General features: G+C 66.1%; 22 protein-coding genes. 9 read left to right on the top strand and 13 right to left on the bottom strand.

What is annotated here, in order from left to right; all coding sequences use genetic code 11:
- Positions 1-24: 24 nt before the first annotated feature.
- Entirely contained in the window at positions 25-744 is a 720-nt protein-coding gene (locus G7044_RS07895) for a CbiX/SirB N-terminal domain-containing protein (protein WP_166327844.1), read from the bottom strand.
- Between the two features lie 80 nt (positions 745-824).
- On the opposite strand from G7044_RS07895, the gene G7044_RS07900 reads away from it, so the two are divergent.
- A complete protein-coding gene (locus G7044_RS07900) occupies positions 825-1,505 on the top strand; it encodes an NnrU family protein (RefSeq protein WP_166327845.1) in 681 nt (226 codons plus the stop codon).
- Here the strand turns inward: G7044_RS07900 and G7044_RS07905 are convergent.
- A complete protein-coding gene (locus G7044_RS07905; protein ID WP_166327846.1) occupies positions 1,469-2,533 on the bottom strand; it encodes an NAD(P)/FAD-dependent oxidoreductase in 1,065 nt (354 codons plus the stop codon). The genes G7044_RS07900 and G7044_RS07905 overlap by 37 nt on opposite strands.
- A 46-nt stretch (positions 2,534-2,579) precedes the next feature.
- Between G7044_RS07905 and mnmD the strand changes: the two genes are divergently transcribed.
- Positions 2,580-3,236 (top strand): tRNA (5-methylaminomethyl-2-thiouridine)(34)-methyltransferase MnmD, encoded by a 657-nt coding sequence (gene mnmD, locus G7044_RS07910; RefSeq protein ID WP_207630223.1) that lies wholly within the window; start codon positions 2,580-2,582, stop codon positions 3,234-3,236.
- Here the strand turns inward: mnmD and G7044_RS07915 are convergent.
- Positions 3,233-5,389: a lytic transglycosylase domain-containing protein gene (locus tag G7044_RS07915; RefSeq protein ID WP_235931222.1), complete on the bottom strand. Its 2,157-nt coding sequence runs from the start codon at positions 5,387-5,389 to the stop codon at positions 3,233-3,235. The two genes, mnmD and G7044_RS07915, sit on opposite strands and share 4 nt — an antisense overlap.
- 115 nt (positions 5,390-5,504) lie before the next feature.
- On the opposite strand from G7044_RS07915, the gene dapA reads away from it, so the two are divergent.
- Positions 5,505-6,380: a 4-hydroxy-tetrahydrodipicolinate synthase gene (gene dapA, locus G7044_RS07920; protein WP_166327848.1), complete on the top strand. Its 876-nt coding sequence runs from the start codon at positions 5,505-5,507 to the stop codon at positions 6,378-6,380.
- 68 nt (positions 6,381-6,448) lie between these two features.
- On the opposite strand, the gene G7044_RS07925 is transcribed toward dapA, so the two are convergent.
- The 6 genes from G7044_RS07925 to G7044_RS07950 are packed head-to-tail and all read right to left on the bottom strand — an operon-like array spanning position 6,449 to position 12,422.
- Positions 6,449-6,853 carry a Na+/H+ antiporter subunit G gene (locus G7044_RS07925; RefSeq protein ID WP_166327849.1) on the bottom strand — a complete coding sequence of 135 codons (405 nt, stop codon included), beginning with the start codon at positions 6,851-6,853 and terminating at the stop codon, positions 6,449-6,451.
- 8 nt (positions 6,854-6,861) lie between these two features.
- On the bottom strand, positions 6,862-7,131 hold the full coding sequence (locus G7044_RS07930) for a K+/H+ antiporter subunit F (protein ID WP_166327850.1): 270 nt from the start codon (positions 7,129-7,131) through the stop codon (positions 6,862-6,864).
- On the bottom strand, positions 7,128-7,616 hold the full coding sequence (locus G7044_RS07935; protein WP_166327852.1) for a Na+/H+ antiporter subunit E: 489 nt from the start codon (positions 7,614-7,616) through the stop codon (positions 7,128-7,130). The genes G7044_RS07930 and G7044_RS07935 overlap by 4 nt, the downstream gene beginning before the upstream one ends.
- Positions 7,613-9,214, bottom strand: coding sequence for a monovalent cation/H+ antiporter subunit D (locus tag G7044_RS07940; RefSeq protein WP_166327854.1), 1,602 nt, complete (start codon positions 9,212-9,214; stop codon positions 7,613-7,615). The genes G7044_RS07935 and G7044_RS07940 overlap by 4 nt, the downstream gene beginning before the upstream one ends.
- Complete coding sequence (locus G7044_RS07945) at positions 9,211-9,576, bottom strand: Na+/H+ antiporter subunit C (RefSeq protein ID WP_166327856.1); 366 nt, start codon at positions 9,574-9,576, stop codon at positions 9,211-9,213. The genes G7044_RS07940 and G7044_RS07945 overlap by 4 nt, the downstream gene beginning before the upstream one ends.
- Positions 9,576-12,422 (bottom strand): monovalent cation/H+ antiporter subunit A, encoded by a 2,847-nt coding sequence (locus G7044_RS07950; protein WP_166327858.1) that lies wholly within the window; start codon positions 12,420-12,422, stop codon positions 9,576-9,578. Before G7044_RS07950 ends, G7044_RS07945 begins: the two co-directional genes overlap by 1 nt.
- A gap of 138 nt (positions 12,423-12,560) precedes the next feature.
- On the opposite strand from G7044_RS07950, the gene ruvC reads away from it, so the two are divergent.
- The 6 genes from ruvC (at position 12,561) to G7044_RS07980 (ending at position 16,150) form a co-directional block, all read left to right on the top strand.
- Entirely contained in the window at positions 12,561-13,055 is a 495-nt protein-coding gene (gene ruvC, locus G7044_RS07955; protein ID WP_166327860.1) for a crossover junction endodeoxyribonuclease RuvC, read from the top strand.
- Positions 13,052-13,723 carry a Holliday junction branch migration protein RuvA gene (gene ruvA / locus G7044_RS07960; RefSeq protein WP_166327862.1) on the top strand — a complete coding sequence of 224 codons (672 nt, stop codon included), beginning with the start codon at positions 13,052-13,054 and terminating at the stop codon, positions 13,721-13,723. Before ruvC ends, ruvA begins: the two co-directional genes overlap by 4 nt.
- 27 nt (positions 13,724-13,750) lie before the next feature.
- Positions 13,751-14,782, top strand: coding sequence for a Holliday junction branch migration DNA helicase RuvB (ruvB, locus tag G7044_RS07965; RefSeq protein ID WP_166327864.1), 1,032 nt, complete (start codon positions 13,751-13,753; stop codon positions 14,780-14,782).
- 82 nt (positions 14,783-14,864) lie between these two features.
- Positions 14,865-15,245 carry a DUF6152 family protein gene (locus tag G7044_RS07970; protein ID WP_166327866.1) on the top strand — a complete coding sequence of 127 codons (381 nt, stop codon included), beginning with the start codon at positions 14,865-14,867 and terminating at the stop codon, positions 15,243-15,245.
- 49 nt (positions 15,246-15,294) lie between these two features.
- On the top strand, positions 15,295-15,720 hold the full coding sequence (locus G7044_RS07975; protein ID WP_166327868.1) for a DUF2214 domain-containing protein: 426 nt from the start codon (positions 15,295-15,297) through the stop codon (positions 15,718-15,720).
- 22 nt (positions 15,721-15,742) lie between these two features.
- Entirely contained in the window at positions 15,743-16,150 is a 408-nt protein-coding gene (locus tag G7044_RS07980) for a PaaI family thioesterase (protein ID WP_166327870.1), read from the top strand.
- Here G7044_RS07980 and G7044_RS07985 read toward each other — a convergent pair.
- From G7044_RS07985 to asd, 4 genes are all read right to left on the bottom strand, one after another.
- Positions 16,147-16,632, bottom strand: a complete 486-nt coding sequence (locus tag G7044_RS07985) for a peroxiredoxin (protein ID WP_166327871.1) — start codon at positions 16,630-16,632, stop codon at positions 16,147-16,149. The genes G7044_RS07980 and G7044_RS07985 overlap by 4 nt on opposite strands.
- 61 nt (positions 16,633-16,693) lie before the next feature.
- Entirely contained in the window at positions 16,694-18,724 is a 2,031-nt protein-coding gene (gene recQ / locus G7044_RS07990; protein WP_407947392.1) for a DNA helicase RecQ, read from the bottom strand.
- A 2-nt stretch (positions 18,725-18,726) separates the two neighbouring features.
- The gene (locus G7044_RS07995) at positions 18,727-19,017 is read right to left on the bottom strand and encodes a YggT family protein (RefSeq protein WP_166327872.1); all 291 of its coding nucleotides are present in this window, start codon (positions 19,015-19,017) and stop codon (positions 18,727-18,729) included.
- A 3-nt stretch (positions 19,018-19,020) separates the two neighbouring features.
- Positions 19,021-20,169: an aspartate-semialdehyde dehydrogenase gene (gene asd / locus G7044_RS08000; RefSeq protein ID WP_207630224.1), complete on the bottom strand. Its 1,149-nt coding sequence runs from the start codon at positions 20,167-20,169 to the stop codon at positions 19,021-19,023.
- Positions 20,170-20,280 lie beyond the last annotated feature (111 nt).

Genomic DNA, 20,280 nt, shown 5'->3' on the forward strand with positions numbered 1-20,280 from the left:
TCCTGCTTTATTCGATGCGCGTTACTAAGCGTCCGCGCGCCGTGACGCAATCGCCGCGTCGGCCCGGGTCAGCGCATCGACGATCAGGCCGGGCACTTCCGGGGCAAGCCCGATCGGCGGCAGGCAGGGGCCGGCAAAGCCCGCGCGTGCCAGACCCTTGGGGATGTCGTCGGTGACATGTTCCGCCGCCGTCGCGAAGAAGGGCAGCGCCAATGCGCGCGGCCCCAGATCGCGGGCGGCATCGGCCAGGAACGGCGCTTCCTCGATGAACCCGGTCACCACGCGGCCCATGCGCATCCGCAGCAGTTCGGCCATCGCCTCGGCCCCCTTGGCCGAGCCACGCGCCCGTTGCGAGCCATGCGCGATCAGCAGCAGCGTCACCTGATGAGGGTCCCAGCCGCAGGCAGCCGCCGCTTGGTAAAGCTTGTGCAGGCACAGCTCGGCAAGCGTTGGATCCAGCCCGAAAGGGGACAGGACGTCGATATCCCTGGCCCCCGCCGCCGCCAGCCGGCGCGGCAATTCGGTGCCGGTAAACCAGCCCGCCGCCATGAACATGGGATAGGCCATCGCGTCCGGCGCTGCCGCAACCGCCCGGTCCAACGCCCCCGGCATGGCCAGCGTCGCCCCCAGCACCCGCCGCCCCGACAGCGCCGAAACCGCCGCCGCCAGCCTGTCAATTGCGGCTTGCTGAGGTCCGGGGTCCGAGGGCTGGCCGTGGGCGATGATGATGGCGGGGCGTGGCATGGCTGGCATCCGAAACGGGTTGGCGCTATCTGTGCCCCCAGCCAATCACGCGCGGGGCGCGATCTCAAGTCGAGGTATTCATGTCCGGCTGGACTGAGCTTATTCTGGCCTTCACTGCCTTTTTGGCAGCACATGTGATCCCGATGCGACCAGCATTGAAATCTGCGCTGATCGCGCGGCTGGGGCGCACGGGCTATATTGCCGCGTTCAGCCTGCTGTCGCTGGGGCTGCTGTATTGGCTGCTGATGGCGGCCGGCCGGGCGCCCTTTATCGAGATCTGGCCGCAGGCCCAGTGGCAGCGTTGGCTGGCCAATCTGGCGATGCCGGTGGCGATTTCGCTGGTTGTTTTCGCCGTGGGCGTGGCCAATCCGTTTTCCTTCGGCGGCAAGGTGGCGGGGTTTGATCCTGACCGGCCCGGCATTATCGGGCTGACCCGGCACCCGCTGATGTGGGCCTTCGCGATCTGGGCCGGGGCGCATCTGCTGGCCAATGGCGATCTGGCCCATGTGGTCCTGTTTGGGCCGCTGCTGATCTTCGCGCTGTCGGGCATCTGGGGGGCCGAGGCCCGCGCTCGCCGCACCCTGCCCGATTTCGACCGGCTGGCGGCGCATAGCTCGCTTTGGCCGGGTGGGGCGCTGATTTCGGGGCGGTGGCGGCCGCGCGGCTGGCCCAGCCTGCTGCGGCTATTGGTCGCGGGGCTGGTCTGGGCGGGGCTGCTGCACCTTCACGTGCCGCTGATCGGGTTGTCGCCGCTGCCCTGAAGGCGGAAGCCCTCGGGGATGCGGTCGCGGCGGTCCAGCACCAGATCGGCGATGATCCCGGCTAGCACCGGGGCCATGCCAAAGCCGATCTTGAAGCCGCCATTCAGCACGAAATGCCCCGGCCGCCCCGGCCATTCCCCCAGCAACGGCGCGCGCGAGCGGGCGCGGGGTCGGATGCCGGCCCAACGATCCAAGACCTCGGCCCCATCCAGCGCCGGGCACAGCGCGCGGGCGCGGGCGATGACGTCCTCCAGCTGTTCGTCCACGTCTTCATGTTCAAAGCTGTTTTCCGAGGTCGAGCCGATCCCCACCGTCCCATCAGCATGGGGCACGATGTGCAGCCCGTCGGCATAGACCTGAGGCGCATCCGGCGCGGCGAATCGCAGCGCGGCGCTTTGGCCCTTGACGCCCTGGCCGATCTTGCGGCCCAGATCCTCGCCCAGCATCGCCAGCCCGGGCGCGCCGGTGGCCCAGATCGCCGGGCCGGGCATCGCATCCGGCCGGGCGGGCTGGCCCAGCACGATTTCGCCCCCCTTGGCGGTGATCGCCGCTGCCAGCGCTGCCCCGGCCATGCGCGGGGACAGCCGCGCTGTCAGGTCGTCCATCAGCCACCAGCCCTCGGGGCTTTCAGGCACTAACGGGCCCTCGGGCCGGGTCTGGGTCAACCACATCCGGGCCGCACCCTGCCAGTGGCGATCCGCGCCTTCGATCCGGGCGCGCAGCCTTGGCAGATCCGCCGCCGTCACCGCCTGCACCCGTCCAGTGCGGGCATAGCCGGGGTCGCGGCCGCCGACCTGCGCGACCTGATCCCAGAACGTGCGGGCATTCAGAAGGCTTTCGAGCTGCGCCTGTTTCTTGATATTCCAGCTGTCGGGCGCATGCGGCGCCAGCGCGCCCACGGTGCCACCTGATGAGCCCGCGCCGATGCGATCCGCCTCGATCACGCGGACGTGATGGCCGCGCCGGGCGATTTCCCAGCCGGCGGAAAGCCCCGCTATTCCCGCGCCGATCACCGTGACGCTTGCCATTTCCGCCCCTATTCGTCAGGTCTGCCCGCGTAAGGAGTTAACCTTGATGAGCGTTCAGCACCAGACACCCGAACTGGATTGGCGCGAGGGCGGTGTCCCCGTCTCGCAGCGGTTCGATGACCCCTATTTCAGCCTGAATGGCGGGCTGGCAGAGACACGGCACGTCTTTCTGTCCGGCAACGACCTGCCGGGGCGACTGTGTCCGGGGTTTCATGTGGCCGAACTGGGCTTTGGCACCGGGCTGAACCTGCTGGCGCTGGCTGAAATTGCCACCCAGCCCGTCCGCTTCACCAGTTTCGAGGCGTTTCCGATGGATCTGGACCAGCTGGAACAGGCCCATGCGGCCTTTCCCGAACTGGCCAACCTGACAACGGCGTTGCGCGCCGGCTATCCGGCGCAGCGCTTCACCCTCGGTCAGGTCGATGCGGAAATCATCATCGGCGACGCCCGCGACACGTTGCCGCGTTGGGATGGCGCGGCGGATGCGTGGTTTCTGGACGGGTTTTCGCCCGCCAAGAACCCCGAGCTATGGGGCGCGTCACTGATGGGCGAGGTCTGCGCCCATACAGCGCCGGGTGGCACATTCGCCACCTACACGGCCGCCGGCCATGTCCGCCGCGCGCTTGGTGCGGCGGGCTTTTCGGTCAGCCGCGCCGAAGGCTATGCGGGCAAGCGGCATATGAGCCGGGGTGTCCGGCTTTAACCTCCGGTTGAAATCCCGGCTGCATTCGCCGCCGGTCGCGGGGTCGGCCGCTGGGCCGGGACGGTGGCTGCCGGGGCGGGCGCGGCTTCGGTTTCGGCGAAGGCGGCGGCTTTGGGTGACAGCGGATCGCCTTCCTGTGGCGGGCGGCCGGATCGGGTCAGGACCTCGGCCAATGTCTGGCGCGGCTTGGGCGGCGGTGGCACGAAACCGTCGCCGGTCAGATCTTTCGAGGGCGTGGCCGCGACCGGCATCCCGGCGATGCGCGCGCGATAGACGGGCAGCGCCTCGGTTACGCGCATGACATAGTTGCGGGTTTCGTCGAAGGGGATCATCTCGACCCAGTCCACGGGATCGGTTTCGGTGCGGATGTCGCCGAAAGCCTCGGTCCATTGGCGGGACCGTCCGGGGCCTGCGTTATACCCGGCCGCCACCAGCGCCGAGGAAGGCCCGAAGCGGTCGCGCAGCGTCTGCAGATAGGCCGTTCCAAGCCTCGCGTTATAGGTCGGGTCCTCGGTCAGCCGCGACCGCACGTAATCGACACCGGTCTTCTTCGCCATCTCTTGCGCGGTGCCGGGCATCAGCTGCATCAGGCCAAGCGCGCCGACATGGGAAGAGACGGTATGGTTGAATTCCGATTCCTGGCGCGAGATCGACATGACCAGCTCGGCCGGCAGATCCAGCTTTTCATGTTCCAGCCCGGTCAGCGGGAAATAGGCCGCCGGATAGACCGCGCCCTGCGCTGCCGCCCGCTTGGCCAGCCGCAGCGCATGCCAGGGATAGCGCATTTCCAGCGTCAGCCGCGCCATCCGGGCGATGTCGTCGGGCGTGGCGGTTTCCGACAGATGCAGGAAAAAGCGCTGCCCCAGATCGGGCTGACCGGCGGCAAAGGCGAAAACGCCAGCCTGAAAGACCTCGTTTTCGCGCAGATCGTCGCGGCGCCATTGGGGCAGGGCGGCTTCGGCCCGGCCGGGGATGGACAGCGCCGGGTCGGGGGCGGCGCCGATGCGTTCGGCGGCAAGCTGGCCGTAATAGGTCGATTGCAGCTTTGCCCCGGCGGCGAAGGCCGCCTTTGCGGCATCGGCATTGCCCGCGGCTTCCTGCGCACGGCCGCGCCAGTAATGCGCGCGGGCCTGACTGACCACGCCGGCGGTGCCGTCGGTCAGGTGCTGGAAATGGGTCAGGGCGCGGTCGGGCGCACCGCCACGCAGGGCGGCATAGCCGGCGAGGAATTCAAGATCGGCATAAGCCTCGGATCCCGGTTCCAGATGGTGGGGCGTGGCGAGGTCCTCGGCGGCTTTCCAGTCGCCGCCGCGCAGGGCGGCGCGGGCGTAATCGGCGCGCGTCTCGGCCCAGATATCGGGACGGCGCAGCGCCTCGGCCGAGGTTGACCGTTCCAGCATCAACTCGCGGGCGAGATCGGGCATTTTGGCCTGCACCCGCCAGCGAAAGCGGTCCATGGCAAGGCCGGCGTCGTCGCGCTGCGCCTCGGGTAGGGCGAGGATCAGCGCGTCGGCCCCGCTGCGGCGGGACTGGGTGGCGATCCGGGCTTCGGCCAGCGGGCGGGCGGTCGCGCTCATCCGGGTCAGGCCTTGCTGGGCCGCCTGCCATTCGGACTGATCCAGCAGCGCGAAGACCCGATCATCGGCCAGATCGCCGACCAGATCGCCATGGGCGGCCAGAAAGGTGGTCTCCTCGGTGGCGGTCATCGGCAGGCTGGTCCAGATCGCCCGCGCCTTCGCCTTGGCGGCCTCGGCATCGGTGGCTTTCAGCGCCGTGATCAGCGCCGCAGCGCCTGCGCCGGTTTGCGGATCGTGGCGGGAGAACCACTCGATAACATCTGCCGCCGGGGTCGTCGCGCTCAGCACGGACTCGCCGCGTTTGTACAGCAGTTCCATTCCCGGCCAGTCGGGATGCGCGCGCGCAAAGGTCAGATAGGCGGCGAAATCGCCCCGGCCCGCCCGCAGCGCCTGCCAGTCGACAAGCGCCTGCGCCAAAGGCCCGGATTTTGCCGCCGCTTCCTCGGCCACGGGCCAGTTCTTCGACCCGGCTGCCGTCAGCGCCGTCGCCATATCAGGCAGCGATTCCGCCCGCAGGGGCCACGCCGCGACCGAGGCCAGAAGCCCGGCCAGAAGGATTTCACGCAAAGAATACATCATTCGCCCAATTTGCGGCGACGCCCCGCCACCTGCAATTCACATCCTTGGCAAATCCACCGCCCGCGTCTAGTGTCCGCCGAGTTTCACAACCCCATCACGACAGGAGCGTGTCATGTTCAAAGGGTCGATGCCCGCACTGATCACGCCGTTCACACCGGACGGCGAACTGGATCTGGACACGCTGAAGAAGTTTGTCGAATGGCAGATCGACCAGGGCAGCCACGGGCTGGTTCCCTGCGGCACCACCGGCGAATCCCCGACGCTGAGCCATGAAGAAGACCGCACCGTCGTGCGCGAGGTCGTGCGCATTGCCGACGGTCGCGTGCCGGTGATCGCGGGGGCGGGGTCGAACTCCACCCGCGAGGCGATCGGGCTGGCACAGCATGCCGAAGGCGCGGGCGCGAACGGGCTGCTGATCGTGACGCCTTACTACAACAAGCCCACGCAGGCGGGCATGATCGCGCATTTCACCGCGATCCATGATGCCACCAATGTGCCGATCGTGATCTATAACATCCCCGGCCGCTCGGTCGTGGACATGATGCCCGACACCATGGGCGAACTGGCAAAGCTGCCGCGCATCGTCGGCGTCAAGGACGCCACCGGCAAGATCGAACGCGTCAGCCAGCAGCGCCTGACCTGCGGGCCGGATTTCGTCCAGCTTTCGGGCGAGGACGCGACCGCGCTTGGTTTCAACGCTCATGGCGGCATCGGCTGCATCAGCGTGACCGCCAATGTGGCCCCGAAGCTGTGCGCCGAGTTCCAGAACGCGACCCTTGCCGGGGAATGGGGCAAGGCGCTGGAGATTCAGGACAAGCTGATGCCCTTGCACATCGCCTTGTTCATCGAGCCGGGTCTGGTTGCGGCGAAATACGCGCTGTCGAAGCTGGGCATGGTCAACGAACGCGTCCGCCTGCCTCTGGTTGGGCTGACCCAATCGGCGCGCAATGCTGTTGATGATGCGATGCGCCATGCCGGCCTGATCTGACGGCCTCGGCAATGACGAAAAGGGCGCCTCGCAGGGCGCCCTTTTTCGTTTCACCACTGCAGGCGGGTTCAGTCGCCGTCGTTGATCAGCCGGGAATCGGCGCCGTCGTCCATCAGGCTCGGCCGGTCCGACTGGGTGGACCAGTTGGTGCCAGCGCCGGTCGGCGGCAGTTCTTCCTTGGTCCATTGCAGATGGATGTTGGCCTTGGCGATCATCAGCCCGGTGACCGGTGCGGTCAGGAAGATGAACATGGTGATCATCAGCTCATGAAAGCTGACGTGTTCCCCGAACCAACCAAAATAGATCATCGAGGCCAGCAGCACCCCGCCAACCCCCAGCGTCGCGGCCTTGGTGGGGGCGTGCAGCCGGGTCATCGGCTCGGGCAGCTTGACCAGCCCGTAGGATCCGACAAAGCCGAAGAATCCGCCGATCACCAGCAGGGCGGAAACCAGAATTTCAATGAACAGATCCATGGTGCCCCCTATTCGATGATGTCGCCGCGCAGGATGAATTTTGCGTAAGCCACGGTAGAGACAAAGCCGACCATGGCAAACAGCAGCGAGGCTTCGAAATACATCTCGGTGCCCTCGCGAAATCCGAACAGTGTCAGCAGGGCGATCATGTTGATGGTCATGGTATCCAGCGCCAGAATCCGGTCGGGCACGCCCGGCGCGATCACCACCCGGTACAGGCTGAACAGCAGGGCGATGCCAAAGCAGGCAAATGCGAAGGTCAGGGCATAGGCGATCATGCGAAGATCTCCTTCAGGCGCGATTCATAGCGCGTCTTGATGTCAACCACGACGGACTGAGGATCGGGCGCGTGCAGGCAGTGGACCAGCAGCGCATGGCCACATTCCGACAGGTCGCAGCTGACCGTACCCGGCGTAAGCGTGATGGTGCCGGCCAGCACGGTGATGGCCTCGGGGGTGCGGATTTCCAGCGGGATGACGATCCAGGCGGGTTGCAGCTGTGAATTCGGCTTGAACAGCACGATCTTGGCGACCTGCACGTTGGCGACGATGATGTCCCACACCACAAGGGCAAGGTAGCTGCCATATTTCGGCAGCGATTTCAGGCTGGATCGCTGCCGCCAGTAGGGCCGGATCAACAGGGGGATCACCAGCCCGATGATCATCCCGAAGACCAGCGAGCCCCAGCGGAAATCATTGACCAGCAGCAGCCAGGTCACCACCAGCAGCACGGACAGGATCGGATGGGGGAAAAGCCGGGTCATGGCCGCGCACCTTCCTGGTTGGTCAGTACCGATTCGACATAGGGATGCGGACTGAAAAGCTGCTCGGCGATGGTGTCGGTCATCCGCAGCGCAGGCCCCGCGAAGACGGTCAGCAGGACCAGACCCGCCAGCAGCGCGCCGGTGGCGGCGAAGGCCAATGCGGGCGAAACGGCGTCGCCGATGTCCTGAATATGTTCATCGGGTTCCAGCTTGGGCGGGATCGGGGCCCTCGGTGCAGGCTTGCCCTCGGCCTCGGCCTGCTGTTCGATCCGTTGCAGCTGGAAGGGCAGCCAGAACAGGGTGGAACCCGCCCGGCCAAAGCCCACGATGGCGAAAAGCGAGGTGATGAGGATCGTGGCCCAGATGCCGATCCACCACGGGTCCAGACGGGTCGCATCCAGCACCAGCAGCTTGCCGATAAAGCCCGACATCGGCGGCAGGCCCGCCGCGGCGATGGCGGCGGCAAAGAACAGTGCCGCGATCAGCCCGCTGTTCTGGATCTTCGGGCGCAGCGTCAGCCACAGATCGCCGCCGCGACGTGCCGCGATCATGTCGGCGATCAGGAACAGCGCCGCCCCGGTCAGGGTCGAGTGGATGGTGTAATACAGCGCCGCCGAGATGGACGCCGGCGTGAACATCGACACCGCGATGACCAGCGTCCCGATCGAGGCGATGGCCGACATCGCCGCCACCCGGCCCATATGACGCCCGCCCAGCACGCCCACTTGACCGACGACCAGCGTGATCAGCGCGGCCGGCAGCAGCATGTCGGAAATCAGGCTCTCGACCGCGCCGTCGCCCGGGAAGACCAGCGTATAGAAGCGGATGATCGCGTAGACCCCGACTTTCGACATGATCGCGAACAGCGCCGCGACCGGGCCCGGCGCGTTGGCATAGGTCGAGGGCAGCCAGAAATGCAGCGGAACCAGCGCCGCCTTGATGGCGAAGACCAGCATCAGCAGCACAGCGCCCGCGCGCAAGATCGCCGTGTCGCTGGCCGGCATCTGCGCCACCTTGACCGCCATATCGGCCATGTTCAGCGTACCGGTGACGGCGTAAAGCGTACCAAGCGCGGCCAGAAACAGGGTCGAGCCGATCAGGTTGATGACCACATATTGCACGCCCGCGCGCAGCCGCAGCGCGCCGCCGCCATGAATCATCAGCCCGTAGGACGCGATCAGCAGCACCTCGAAGAAGACGAACAGGTTGAAGGCGTCGCCGGTCAGGAAGGCACCCATGACGCCCATCATCTGGAACTGCCACAGCGCATGGAAATGCCAGCCCTTGCGATCCCAGCCCGAGCCGATGCCGTAAAGCTGGACGACCAGCCCCAGAAACGCCGTCAGCACCAGCATCAGCCCGGCCAGCCGGTCCAGCATCAGCACGATGCCGAAGGGCGCAGGCCAGTTGCCCAGCCGATAGACGAAGACCTCGCCGGTATTGGCATGAAACGCCAGATACAGTGCCACGCCCAGCAGCAGGGCCGAGCCGACGGTCGAGAAGACACGTTGCAACAGCAGGTCGTGGCGCATCCACAGGATGATGAGACCGCCGATGATCGCGGGCAGGACGACAGGGGCAATGATAAAGTGGTTCATTCGGTATCCCCGCCCTCGCGTCGGTCGGATTCGGGCATGTCGATATAGTCGTCGCCGCCCTCGATGAAGGCGCCCAGCGACAGCAGCACCACCACCGCCGTCATCCCGAACGAGATGACGATTGCGGTCAGCGTCAGCGCCTGCGGCAGCGGGTCGGTATAGGCCGAGAAATCGGCCGGCCCGTGGCCTTGCAGGATCGGCGGTTTGTTGACTGCCAGCCGGCCGGTGGTGACCAGGAACAGGTTGATCGCATAGGACATCATGGTCATGCCGATCACGACCGGGAAGGTCCGCAGGCGCAGCACCAGATAGATCCCCGAGGCGCTCATGGCGCCGATGGCGATTGCAACAAGCGCTTCCATCAATGCGCCTCCTTCGGGTCAGCGGTTGGTGCTTCTGCGGTGGCCGGACGGGTCGACGCCTCGCCCGTGCGCCGGGCGATCCGCGACAGCGAATTCAGCGCCAGCATCACGGCGCCGACAACGCACAGGAAGACGCCAAGGTCAAAGGCCATGGCGGTGGCCAGCTCGAACTCTTCCAGGAAGGGCAGTTTGAAATAGCCGTAGGCCGAGGTCAGGAAGGGCAGGCCGAAGAACCAGGCGCCGATCCCGGTGGCGGCGGCGACGACGACGCCCGTGCCGATCATGGCGTGGAACGGCACGCGCTGGCGTTCCTGCGCCCAGGCAAAGCCCGAGGCCATGTATTGCATCAGCAACGAGATGGCGACGATCAGACCGGCGACAAAGCCGCCGCCCGGCTGGTTATGGCCACGCATGAAGATGAACAGCCCCACCGTCAACGAGATCGGCAGGATCAGCCGCGTCGCCACCACCAGCATCAGCGGGTGGCGGTCGCCTGCGCGGCGCTGATCGTGGCGCCAGTTGGTCAGCTTGCGGGCGGATTTGCCGATCAGCAGCGTTTCCGTCATCGCATAGATCACCAGCGCCGCGATCCCCAGCACGGTGATTTCGCCGAAAGTATCATAGCCGCGGAAGTCGACCAGCGTGACGTTGACGATATTGTCGCCTCCGCCCTGCTTGTAGCTGTTGGCGATATGGTATTGCGAGATCGTCTCAAACGCGAAGTCGCGGCGCATGATCGCATAGGCCAGACCGCCAAAAGCCAGCCCCACCACGGTGGCGATCAGCGCGTCGGCGCCGCGGCGCAGGCCTCCGGTTTCGACCCAGGTGCGTTTGGGCAGGAAGTTCAGCGCCAGCAGCATCAGCATGACGGTGACCACCTCGACCGAGATCTGCGTCAGCGCCAGATCCGGCGCGGACAGATAGACGAAGCCGCAGCTGACGATCAGCCCGACAATGCCGATCAGAACCAGCGCCAGCAGGCGATTGCGGTGGAAGGCGACCATGCAGCCCGTGGCCACGATCAGCAGCACGAAGCCTACGCCGGCGACGGGGGTGATGGGCAGCATCTCGCGGGTTTGGGGCCCGGTGCTGCCGGTGACCCAGGCGAATGTGCCCGCCAGAACGACGGTCCCGGACATCATGCCCGCGCCGCGCGCCAGCCGCCCGTCATGCAGCCCGTCATTGACTGCCTGCGCCCAGCGGACGGCGCGGCGGATGATCCTGTCGAAAATCACCTTTGCTTCGGGGCGCGGCATGGCGTCCCATATCGCTTGCAGCGGACGGTGGAAGGCAACCATCAGCGCACCGATCACCAGCGCGGCGCCCGAGATCATCAGCGGTATGTTCACCCCATGCCACAGCGCGAGATGAGGATGCGTTTCCATGCCCGTGACCGCATCGGCGGATGCCGTCACCAGCCAGCCGGCCATGGTCATCGGCATCAGCCCGATCAGGATGACCAGCACGACCAGCAGGCTCGGGCTGAATAGCAGGCCCATGCCGGGATCATGCGGGTGGTGGGGGTAGTCGTCACGCTCTGACCCCAAGAATGTGCCGGCGATGAAGCGCAGCGAATAGGCAACCGAGAATGTCGCTGCGATCGCTGCGACGATCCCGAACAGCTGGGCATAGCCTGCCCAGGTGGTATGAATGGCTTCTTCCAGCATCATTTCCTTGGAAATGAAGCCGTTCAGCGGCAGCACTCCGGCCATGGACAGCGCGGCGATGGTGCCGATGGTGAAGGTGACCGGCATCAGCTTGCGCAGGCCACCCAGCAGTTTCATCGAGCGGGTGCCGGCCTCGTGGTCGACGATGCCGGCGGTCATGAACAGCGCCGCCTTGAAGGTGGCGTGATTGATGATGTGGAAGACGGCAGCGATGGCGCCTGCCTCGGTCCCCAGACCCAGCAGCATGGTCACCATGCCCAGCTGGCTGACGGTCGAAAAGGCGAGGATCGCCTTCAGGTCATCCTTGAACAGCGCGATCACCGCGCCGATCAGCATGGTGAACAGGCCCGTGGTGGCGACGATATAGAACCACTCGGGCGTGCCGGCCAGCACCGGCCACAGCCGCGCCATCAGGAAAAGCCCCGCCTTCACCATGGTGGCGCTGTGCAGATAGGCCGAAACCGGCGTCGGCGCGGCCATGGCGTGCGGCAGCCAGAAATGGAACGGGAACTGCGCCGATTTGGTAAAGGCGCCCAGCAGGATCAGCAGTAGGGCGGGCAGGTACAGGGGCGAGGCCTGAATGGCCTCCTTCGCTTCCAGAATGTCGCTGATGCGATAGCTGCCGGCGATATTGCCAAGCATCATCATCCCCGCGATCATCGCCAGCCCGCCCATGCCGGTAACTGTCAGCGCCATCCGCGCGCCCTGCCGCCCTTCCGGCAGGTGCTTCCAATAGCCGATCAGCAGGAAGGACGACAACGATGTGAGTTCCCAGAACACCAGCAGGAACAGGATATTGTCCGAAAGCACGATGCCCACCATCGCGCCCTGAAACAGCATCAAATAGGTATAGAACTGCCCGACCGGATCCCCTTTGGACAGGTAGTAACGGGCATAGAGGATAATCAGCAGCCCGATCCCCAGGATCAGGATGGCGAAAAGCAGGCTCAGCCCATCGATGCGAAAGCTGGCATCCAGTCCGATCCGGGGCAGCCAGGTGAAATGGCTGGTGATGACCTGCCCGTCCATGATGGCCGGGATGTGCAGGCAAAGCCCGATCAGGGCCAGCAATGTCATGGTTCCGCATGATATTGCCGCGACATTGCGCCCCGAGCGGATCAGAAGTCCGGGCAAAAGCGCGCCCAAAAAGGGCAGCGCAGCGATCAGGGCTGGCGACATCTGTCCTCCGACATGTTTAACGTTTGTCTCAAGGAACGGGGGGGCGGTGTCAAGCAAACCCGAGGCGTCAAAAGGACCTCTTTCCCGATGTTCGCGTTTCGTGCTAGCCTGTCAAAAAAGAACGAATGAGGGCAGGGCATGAGGGTTCTGGGCATCGATCCCGGTTTGCAGAACATGGGCTGGGGCGTGATTGAGCTGGACGGCCCGCGTCTGCGCCACATTGCCAACGGGGTCGTGCATTCCGACAAAGGCGAACTGGGCGAGCGACTGCTGCGGCTTTATCGCGGGTTGTCGGCGGTCATCATCGCCCATGCGCCGACGGCTGCGGCGGTCGAACAGACCTTTGTGAACAAGGATGCGGTGGGCACGCTGAAGCTGGGGCAGGCGCGCGGCATCGCCCTGCTGGCCCCGGCCGAGGCCGGGCTGGAAATCGGCGAATATGCCCCGAACGCAGTAAAAAAGGCCGTGGTCGGTGTTGGCCATGCCGGGAAGGAACAGGTTCAACACATGGTCCGCCACCAGCTTCCGGGCGTCGACTTCGCCGGGCCAGACGCGGCGGACGCGCTGGCAATCGCCATCTGTCACGCCCATCACCTGCAATCGCGGGCCGTCCGCATCAAGGCGCGCGCATGATCGGCCGGATCGCAGGCGTCATCCTGCACCGCGCCCCCGACCACGTTCTGATCGACGTGCGCGGCGTGGGCTATATCGTCCATATCAGCGAACGCACCGCCGCTAATCTGCCGCCCGTGGGGCAGGCGACGGCGCTGTATACCGACCTGTTGGTGCGCGAGGATCTGCTGCAATTGTTCGGCTTCCCCAGCCTGCTGGAAAAGGAATGGCACAAGCTGCTGACCTCGGTGCAGGGGATCGGGGCCAAGGCCTCGCTGGCGATTCTGGGGACGCTTGGGGCCGAAGGTCTGGGCCGGTCCATCGCGCTCGGCGATTGGTCGGCGGTCAGAAAGGCGCCCGGCGTCGGCCCGAAGCTGGCGCAGCGTGTGGTGCTGGAACTGAAGGACAAGGCCCCGTCTGTCATGGCCATGGGCGGCGCGCTGACGGTGGATGCGGGCACCCCGGTCATCGAGACCGAGGCCCCCGCGCCTGCGGCCCCGTCCCCCGCCGCCGCTGCCCCACCGCCATCCGCCGCCGCGCAATCCGAGGCGCTGTCGGCGCTGACCAATCTGGGCTATAACCCGTCCGAGGCCGCGCAGGCGGTGGCGCAGGCGGCAGGCGCTGACCCCGCTGCGGCGACGCCCGCGCTGATCCGGGCGGCGCTGCGTTCGCTGGCACCGAAGGAATAGGGGCGTTTCCCCACAGATCGAGGCTGAATGGAATTCTCTGACCCCACCCTGCGCCCCGAACCCCTGCCCGAGGACGAGCCGGGCCGCGCCCTGCGCCCGCAGGCACTGACCGATTTCGTCGGTCAGGCCGAGGCGCGGGCTAATCTGCGTGTCTTCATCGAAAGCGCGCGCCGCCGGGGCGAGGCGATGGATCACACGCTGTTCCACGGCCCGCCCGGCCTTGGGAAAACCACGCTGGCGCAGATCATGGCGCGCGAGCTGGGGGTGAATTTCAAGATGACCTCTGGCCCGGTACTGGCGCGGGCGGGGGATCTGGCGGCGATCCTGACCAATCTCGAATCCCGCGACGTGCTGTTCATCGACGAAATCCACCGCATGAACCCGGCGGTTGAAGAAGTGCTGTATCCGGCGATGGAGGATTTCGAGCTGGACCTGATGATCGGCGAAGGGCCGGCCGCGCGCACCGTCAGGATCGAATTGCAGCCGTTTACTCTGGTCGGTGCGACGACGCGTCTTGGCCTGCTGACAACGCCGCTGCGCGACCGCTTCGGCATCCCGACGCGGCTGCAATTCTATACCATCGACGAACTCGACCTGATCGTGCAGCGCGGCGCCCGGCTGATGGGGATGGGCGCGGACCCCGACGGCACCCGCGAAATCGCTCGCCGTGCGCGTGGCACGCCACGTATTGCCGGGCGGTTGCTGCGCCGGGTGGCGGACTTTGCGCTGGTGGAAGGCGACGGCCGGCTGACCCGCGAAATCGCCGACAGCGCGCTGACCCGGCTGGGCGTCGACGATCTGGGGCTGGACGGGGCCGACCGCCGCTATCTGGGGCTGATCGCCGAAAACTATGGCGGCGGGCCGGTCGGCGTTGAAACCATTTCCGCCGCGCTGTCCGAAAGCCGCGATGCGATCGAGGAGGTGATCGAGCCTTACCTGCTGCAACAGGGGCTGATCGCGCGGACGCCTCGGGGGCGGATGCTGGCGGCAAAGGGCTGGCGGCATCTGGGGCTGGACGCGCCGAAAGCGCCCCAACAAAGCGGGTTGTTTGGGGATTAGGCCGCTCAACCAGCTGTGAAGCGATAATCCTGCGGAATTTCCCCCTGACGCGCTAAGCTGGGCCTGAACCGGAGGGAATGCCATGTATCTGATACGCCGCTTCGCCGCCATTCTTGCAATGCTTCTGTCTTTTGCGCTGCCCGCGTCCGCCCATCACGGCTGGGGCTGGGCCGAGGGCGAGCTGGTCCAGCTGACCGGCACCATTCGCAGCATCACCATCGCGCCCCCGCACCCGATCCTTGAGGTCGAGGCCGAAGACGGCACCCTCTGGCGGGTCGAGCTGGGCAATCCCGGCCGTACCCAACGCGCTGGCTTTGTCGAGGGAGTGACCGCGCCGGGCGCGACTGTCACCGTGCTGGGCAACCGGTCCGAGGATCACAGCAAGGCGCTGATGAAAGCCGTTCGCATCACCATCGACGGGCAGCAATACGACTTCTACCCCGAACGGATCCCGGACAGCTGATTTGCAGGCACTGGCCGATCTTCTGGCGGCCTTGCCATTTGGGGGCCCGATGCGCGGATCGGCGACGTTCTATGCCTTGGTCAATGCCGCGCATATTCTGGGGATCGCCCTGATCCTCGGCGCGATCATCCCGCTGGATCTGCGGCTGATCGGCGTGCTGAATGGCCCGTCGCTGAACGTGATTGGCCCGTTTCTAAGCCATGTCGCGGCGGTGGGCGTGGCGCTGGCGGTGCTGACGGGCCTCGCGCTGATCTCGGTCCGGCCTGCCGAATACCTGGCCAATCCTGCGCTGCGGTGGAAGGCGTTGCTGCTGGCCCTGGCGCTGGTGAATGTCGCTGCGGTGCATCTGGGGCCGGGATGGCGCCGGGCGGTGCGGCGCGATCAGGTCTCGGGCGGGCTGCGTCTGGCTGCTGTGGTGTCGATCTGCGCCTGGCTGGGCACCCTTGTCGCGGGGCGGATGATCGGCTTTCTTTGATCCATCAGTTTCGGGGGGACAGATGGATAACGACAGCCGCATCCGCGACAGTTTCGGCAAGCAGACGATGATGCAGACGCTTGGTGCCACGTTGGACAGTGTGGCCGAGGGGCGGGTTGTGATCACAGCGCCGATCCTGCCGACCAGCTTGCAACAGCAGGGCGCAGGCCATGCCGGGCTGGCGTTTTCGATCGGCGATTCGGCGGCCGGTTATTCAGCGCTGACAGTTATGCCAGAAGGGGCCGAGGTGATGACGGTCGAGATGAAGATCAACCTGATGGCCCCCGCGCTTGGCGACCGGCTGGTCGCCGAGGGCCGGGTGATCCGCGCCGGCCGCCGTATCGTGGTGGTCGCCGCGGATGTGTGGGCCGAGAAAGAGGGTGCCCGCAAGCATGTCGCCATGCTGCAGGGCACCATGATCCCGGTTTAGGCGCGATCCAGCAGCGCCTCGCCGCCGGAAATCTCGCACTGGCCCGGCGATTCTTCGATGTTCAGGGCGGTGATGGTGCCGTCTTCGACCAGCATCGCATAACGCTTGGAGCGGCCGAACAGGCCCGCTGGGGGGGCGTCAAAGCCCATACCCATGGCCTTGGTGAAGCTGCCATCGGCATCGCCCAGGAAGGTCAGCCCGGCCTTGTCGGCGCCGGTCGATTCCGCCCATGCGCCCATCACGAAGGGGTCGTTGACGCTGACGCAGACGATCCGGTCGACGCCTTTGGCGCGGAACTGGTCGGCGGTGCGGATGAAGCTGGGGACATGCGCGGTCGTGCAGGTGCCGGTATAGGCACCCGGCAGCGCGAAAATCGCCACGCGGCCGGTGGTGTATTGTGCCAGATCGACCTGTGCGGGGCCGTTTTCGGTCATTTGCAGCAGCGTGCCCGAGGGCAGTTTATCGCCTTCACCAAGAGCCATGATCAGCTTCCTTCTGTTAAGATGGCGGCAGCCTAGCTGATGCCGCCTGCCGGGCAAAGGGTCAGCTGGTCGCGATTTCGTCCAGGAAGGCGTCGGCAAAGCGATCCAGCCGCGCATCGTCCAAAATCCGCGACAACGCGCCTCGGTCGGCGGGCCTTTGTTCCGCGATGCGTTTCAGCTGCCCGGTCGAGCAGCTGAGCGGCTTTTCGGTCCCATCCTCGCCCCGGGCCAGCCGCATCTGTGTTTCGGCCAGGCGGTCAAACAGCGCGCCCGCGTCGCGGCCCGCCAGCGCGCGGCGGGCGGGGTGCATCGGTGCCGTGTCGCCCGCGATCACCGACAGGAAGGCGTCGCCGTAACTGTCCAGCTTCTTCGCGCCGACGCCGTTGATACGGGCCATCTCGTCCAGGGTTTGCGGGCGGCGTTCGGCCATTTCCTGCAAGGTGCGATCGGGGAAGATGACGTAAGCCGGCACGCGCGCGGCCTCTGCCAGCGCCCGGCGCTTGGCCTTGAGGGCGGAAAACAACGGGGCGTCTTCCTCTGCCACCTGCATCTTCGGGACGAAAGCGGGTTTCGCGCGTTTGATGCTGTCTTCGCGCAGGGTCACGGGGGTCTCGCCCCGCAGGATCGGGTGGGCCGCGTCGGTGATATGCAGCGCGCCGTGGCGCGCCGGATCGGGGCGGCACAGGTCGCGGCCCATCATCTGGCGGATGATCGCCTGCCATTGCGGCTTGGACCATTCACGCCCGACGCCGAAGGTCGGCAGCTGGTCATGGCTACGCTCGCGGACCTTTTCGGTCGTGTTGCCGGTCAGCACGTCGATGATATGGCCTGCGCCAAACCACTCGCCGGTTCGCAGCATCGCCGACAGCGCCATGCGCACCGGCAGGGTGGCGTCGAAGGTGGCGGGCGGGGTGTCGCACAGGTCGCAATTGCCGCAGGGCTCTGACGCTTCTCCGAAATAGGACAGCAGCAGCTGGCGGCGGCAGGAGGTCGCCTCGGCCAGCCCGAGCAGCGCGTTCAGCCGGGCATGGTCGGCATCCTTGCGGGCGTTGTCGGCCAGACCTTCGTCGACCTGGGCGCGGCGCATGCGGATGTCGTCGGGGCCGAACAGGGTCAGGGTTTCGGCCGGGGCGCCGTCGCGTCCGGCGCGGCCGATTTCCTGATAATAGGCCTCGATGGATTTGGGCAGGTCGGCATGGGCGACCCAGCGGATATCCGGCTTGTCGATGCCCATGCCGAAGGCCACGGTCGCGGCGACGATCAGCCCGTCCTCGCGCTGGAAACGGGCCTCGGCCTCTCGCCGTGCATCGGGGTCCATGCCGCCGTGGTAATGCAGCGCCGGATGGCCTGCGGCGTTCAGGGCCGCTGACAGGGTTTCGGTCTTGGCGCGGCTGCCGCAATAGACGATGCCCGACTGACCGGGCCGGGCAGCTACAAAGTCCATCACCTGCCTGCGCGGGCTGTCCTTGGGTTGGAAGGCCAGATAGATGTTCGGACGGTCGAAGCCGCGCAGGAAGGTCAGGGGCGGCTGGCCCGCGAACAGGCGGTTGACGATTTCCGCCTGCGTTTCCGCGTCCGCCGTTGCGGTGAAGGCCGACAGGGGCACGTTCAGCGCCTGCTTTAGTTCGCCGATGCGCAGGTAGTCGGGGCGGAAATCATGGCCCCACTGGCTGACGCAATGCGCCTCGTCCACGGCAATCGCCGTGACGCCGGCGCGCCGCAGCAGCGGCAGCGTCCCGCCCGAAGCCAGCCGTTCCGGCGCCATATAGAGGATCTTCAGCGTCCCTTCGCGGAGCGCGGCGAAGATTTCGTCCGTCTCGGCCTCGGTATTGCCCGAGGTCAGTGCGCCCGCATTGACCCCCGCCTCGCGCAGCGCCCGGACCTGATCTCGCATCAGCGCGATCAGGGGCGAGATCACCACCGTCACGCCCTCGCGCATCAGCGCGGGAAGCTGATAGCACAGCGATTTGCCGCCGCCTGTGGGCATGATCGCCAGCACATCGCGGCCACCCGCCACGGCCTCGACAATGTCCTGCTGGCCGGGACGAAATTCGTCAAAGCCGAAGATCTGGCGCAGCAGGTCGGCTGGCATGGTCAGCCCAGGAAGACGCCGGCGTTATTGATCAGGGCCTGCCGCAGGATGATGAGACCGATGAAGACGACCAGCGGCGCAAGATCGAGACCGCCGGTATTGGGCAGAAGCCGCCGGATCGGGCCGTAAAGCGGTTCGAGGATCCGGTTCAGCCCGTCCCAAAGCTGCGCGATCAGCGGCTGGCGCAGGTTCAGGACCTGAAAATTGATCAGCCAGGACATGATGATATGCGAGATCATCAGGAACCACAGGACGTCCAGGATCAGCATGATGGCTTGAAACAGCGTGGTCATGGATCAGGCCTCGATCAGGATGCGCAGGATACGGCGCAGCGGTTCTGCCGCGCCCCAAAGAAGCTGGTCGCCGACGGTGAAGGCGCCGACATATTCCGGCCCCATGGCCAGTTTGCGGATGCGCCCGACCGGGATGGTCAGCGTGCCCGTTACCGCAACCGGCGTCAGGTCGCGCATCGAGGCCTCTTTCTCGTTCGGGACGACCTTCACCCAAGGGTTATCTTCGGCGATGATCGCCTCGATTTCGTCCACGGGCACGTCACCGTTCAGCTTGAAGGTCAGGGCCTGGCTGTGGCAGCGCATCGCGCCGATGCGGATGCAGAAGCCATCGACCGGGATCGCCTTTTCGTTCGACCCGCCAAGCGCATCGGGACCAAGACCGAGGATCTTGTTCGTCTCGGCCATGCCCTTCCATTCTTCCTTGGAGGTGCCATTGCCCAGATCCTTGTCGATCCACGGGATCAGGCTGCCGCCCAGAACCGCGCCGAACTGCGCGGCCTCATCGGTGCCCAGCATCGCCTGCTGGCGGGCCAGCACCTTGCGGTCGATCTCCAGAATCGCCGATTTCGGATCGTCCAGCAGGTCGCGGACCTCGGCATTCAGCTTGCCGTATTGGGTCAGCAGCTCGCGCATATGCTTGGCACCGCCGCCGGATGCCGCCTGATAGGTCTGCGTCGACATCCATTCGACCAGTCCGGCCTTGTACAGCGCGCCCACGCCCATCAACATGCACGACACCGTGCAGTTGCCGCCGACCCAGTTGCGGTTGCCCGCGGCAATGGCGTCGTCGATCTGCGGGCGGTTCACCGGGTCCAGCACGATCAGCGCGTCATCCGACATGCGCAGGGTCGAGGCCGCGTCGATCCAATGGCCGTTCCAGCCCGTCTCGCGCAGTTTCTTATAGATTTCCGAGGTATAATCGCCACCCTGACAGGTGATGATCGCCTCGCAGGATTTCAGCGCATCAAGGTCGTAAGCGTCGGCCAGCGGCGCATCGCCCTTGGGGGCCTTGCCGCCGGCGTTGGAAGTCGAGAAGAAAACAGGCTCGATATGGTCGAAGTCGCCCTCGGCCTCCATCCGGTCCATCAGGACCGAGCCCACCATGCCCCGCCAGCCGATCAGGCCGACGCGCGGCGTTCCATTCATCGCCATCGCTTCCACTCCGCGCAAATTCCTGCACCGCACTAAGGCAGGAAGGCCCTTCGTGCAAGGTTGCGTAGCGTCCGCGTTGACACCGCGCACGCCCCTGTTACCCCAACCGCA

Source organism: Paracoccus xiamenensis, from assembly GCF_011308835.1.
GTDB classification, from domain to species: Bacteria; Pseudomonadota; Alphaproteobacteria; order Rhodobacterales; family Rhodobacteraceae; genus Paracoccus; species Paracoccus xiamenensis.

Coding starts and splice junctions, on each gene's coding strand:
- dapA (WP_166327848.1), top strand. CDS start 5,505: ATGTTCAAAGGGTCGATGCCCGCACTGATCACGCCGTTCACACCGGAC.
- mnmD (WP_207630223.1), top strand. CDS start 2,580: ATGAGCGTTCAGCACCAGACACCCGAACTGGATTGGCGCGAGGGCGGT.
- G7044_RS07935 (WP_166327852.1), bottom strand. CDS start 7,616: ATGACCCGGCTTTTCCCCCATCCGATCCTGTCCGTGCTGCTGGTGGTG.
- G7044_RS07940 (WP_166327854.1), bottom strand. CDS start 9,214: ATGAACCACTTTATCATTGCCCCTGTCGTCCTGCCCGCGATCATCGGC.
- G7044_RS07930 (WP_166327850.1), bottom strand. CDS start 7,131: ATGATCGCCTATGCCCTGACCTTCGCATTTGCCTGCTTTGGCATCGCC.
- asd (WP_207630224.1), bottom strand. CDS start 20,169: ATGGCGATGAATGGAACGCCGCGCGTCGGCCTGATCGGCTGGCGGGGC.
- G7044_RS07895 (WP_166327844.1), bottom strand. CDS start 744: ATGCCACGCCCCGCCATCATCATCGCCCACGGCCAGCCCTCGGACCCC.
- G7044_RS07985 (WP_166327871.1), bottom strand. CDS start 16,632: ATGGCTCTTGGTGAAGGCGATAAACTGCCCTCGGGCACGCTGCTGCAA.
- ruvB (WP_166327864.1), top strand. CDS start 13,751: ATGGAATTCTCTGACCCCACCCTGCGCCCCGAACCCCTGCCCGAGGAC.
- G7044_RS07915 (WP_235931222.1), bottom strand. CDS start 5,389: ATGTATTCTTTGCGTGAAATCCTTCTGGCCGGGCTTCTGGCCTCGGTC.
- G7044_RS07945 (WP_166327856.1), bottom strand. CDS start 9,576: ATGGAAGCGCTTGTTGCAATCGCCATCGGCGCCATGAGCGCCTCGGGG.
- G7044_RS07925 (WP_166327849.1), bottom strand. CDS start 6,853: ATGGATCTGTTCATTGAAATTCTGGTTTCCGCCCTGCTGGTGATCGGC.
- G7044_RS07995 (WP_166327872.1), bottom strand. CDS start 19,017: ATGACCACGCTGTTTCAAGCCATCATGCTGATCCTGGACGTCCTGTGG.
- G7044_RS07905 (WP_166327846.1), bottom strand. CDS start 2,533: ATGGCAAGCGTCACGGTGATCGGCGCGGGAATAGCGGGGCTTTCCGCC.
- ruvC (WP_166327860.1), top strand. CDS start 12,561: ATGAGGGTTCTGGGCATCGATCCCGGTTTGCAGAACATGGGCTGGGGC.
- G7044_RS07980 (WP_166327870.1), top strand. CDS start 15,743: ATGGATAACGACAGCCGCATCCGCGACAGTTTCGGCAAGCAGACGATG.
- G7044_RS07950 (WP_166327858.1), bottom strand. CDS start 12,422: ATGTCGCCAGCCCTGATCGCTGCGCTGCCCTTTTTGGGCGCGCTTTTG.
- G7044_RS07975 (WP_166327868.1), top strand. CDS start 15,295: ATGCGCGGATCGGCGACGTTCTATGCCTTGGTCAATGCCGCGCATATT.
- recQ (WP_407947392.1), bottom strand. CDS start 18,724: ATGCCAGCCGACCTGCTGCGCCAGATCTTCGGCTTTGACGAATTTCGT.
- ruvA (WP_166327862.1), top strand. CDS start 13,052: ATGATCGGCCGGATCGCAGGCGTCATCCTGCACCGCGCCCCCGACCAC.
- G7044_RS07970 (WP_166327866.1), top strand. CDS start 14,865: ATGTATCTGATACGCCGCTTCGCCGCCATTCTTGCAATGCTTCTGTCT.
- G7044_RS07900 (WP_166327845.1), top strand. CDS start 825: ATGTCCGGCTGGACTGAGCTTATTCTGGCCTTCACTGCCTTTTTGGCA.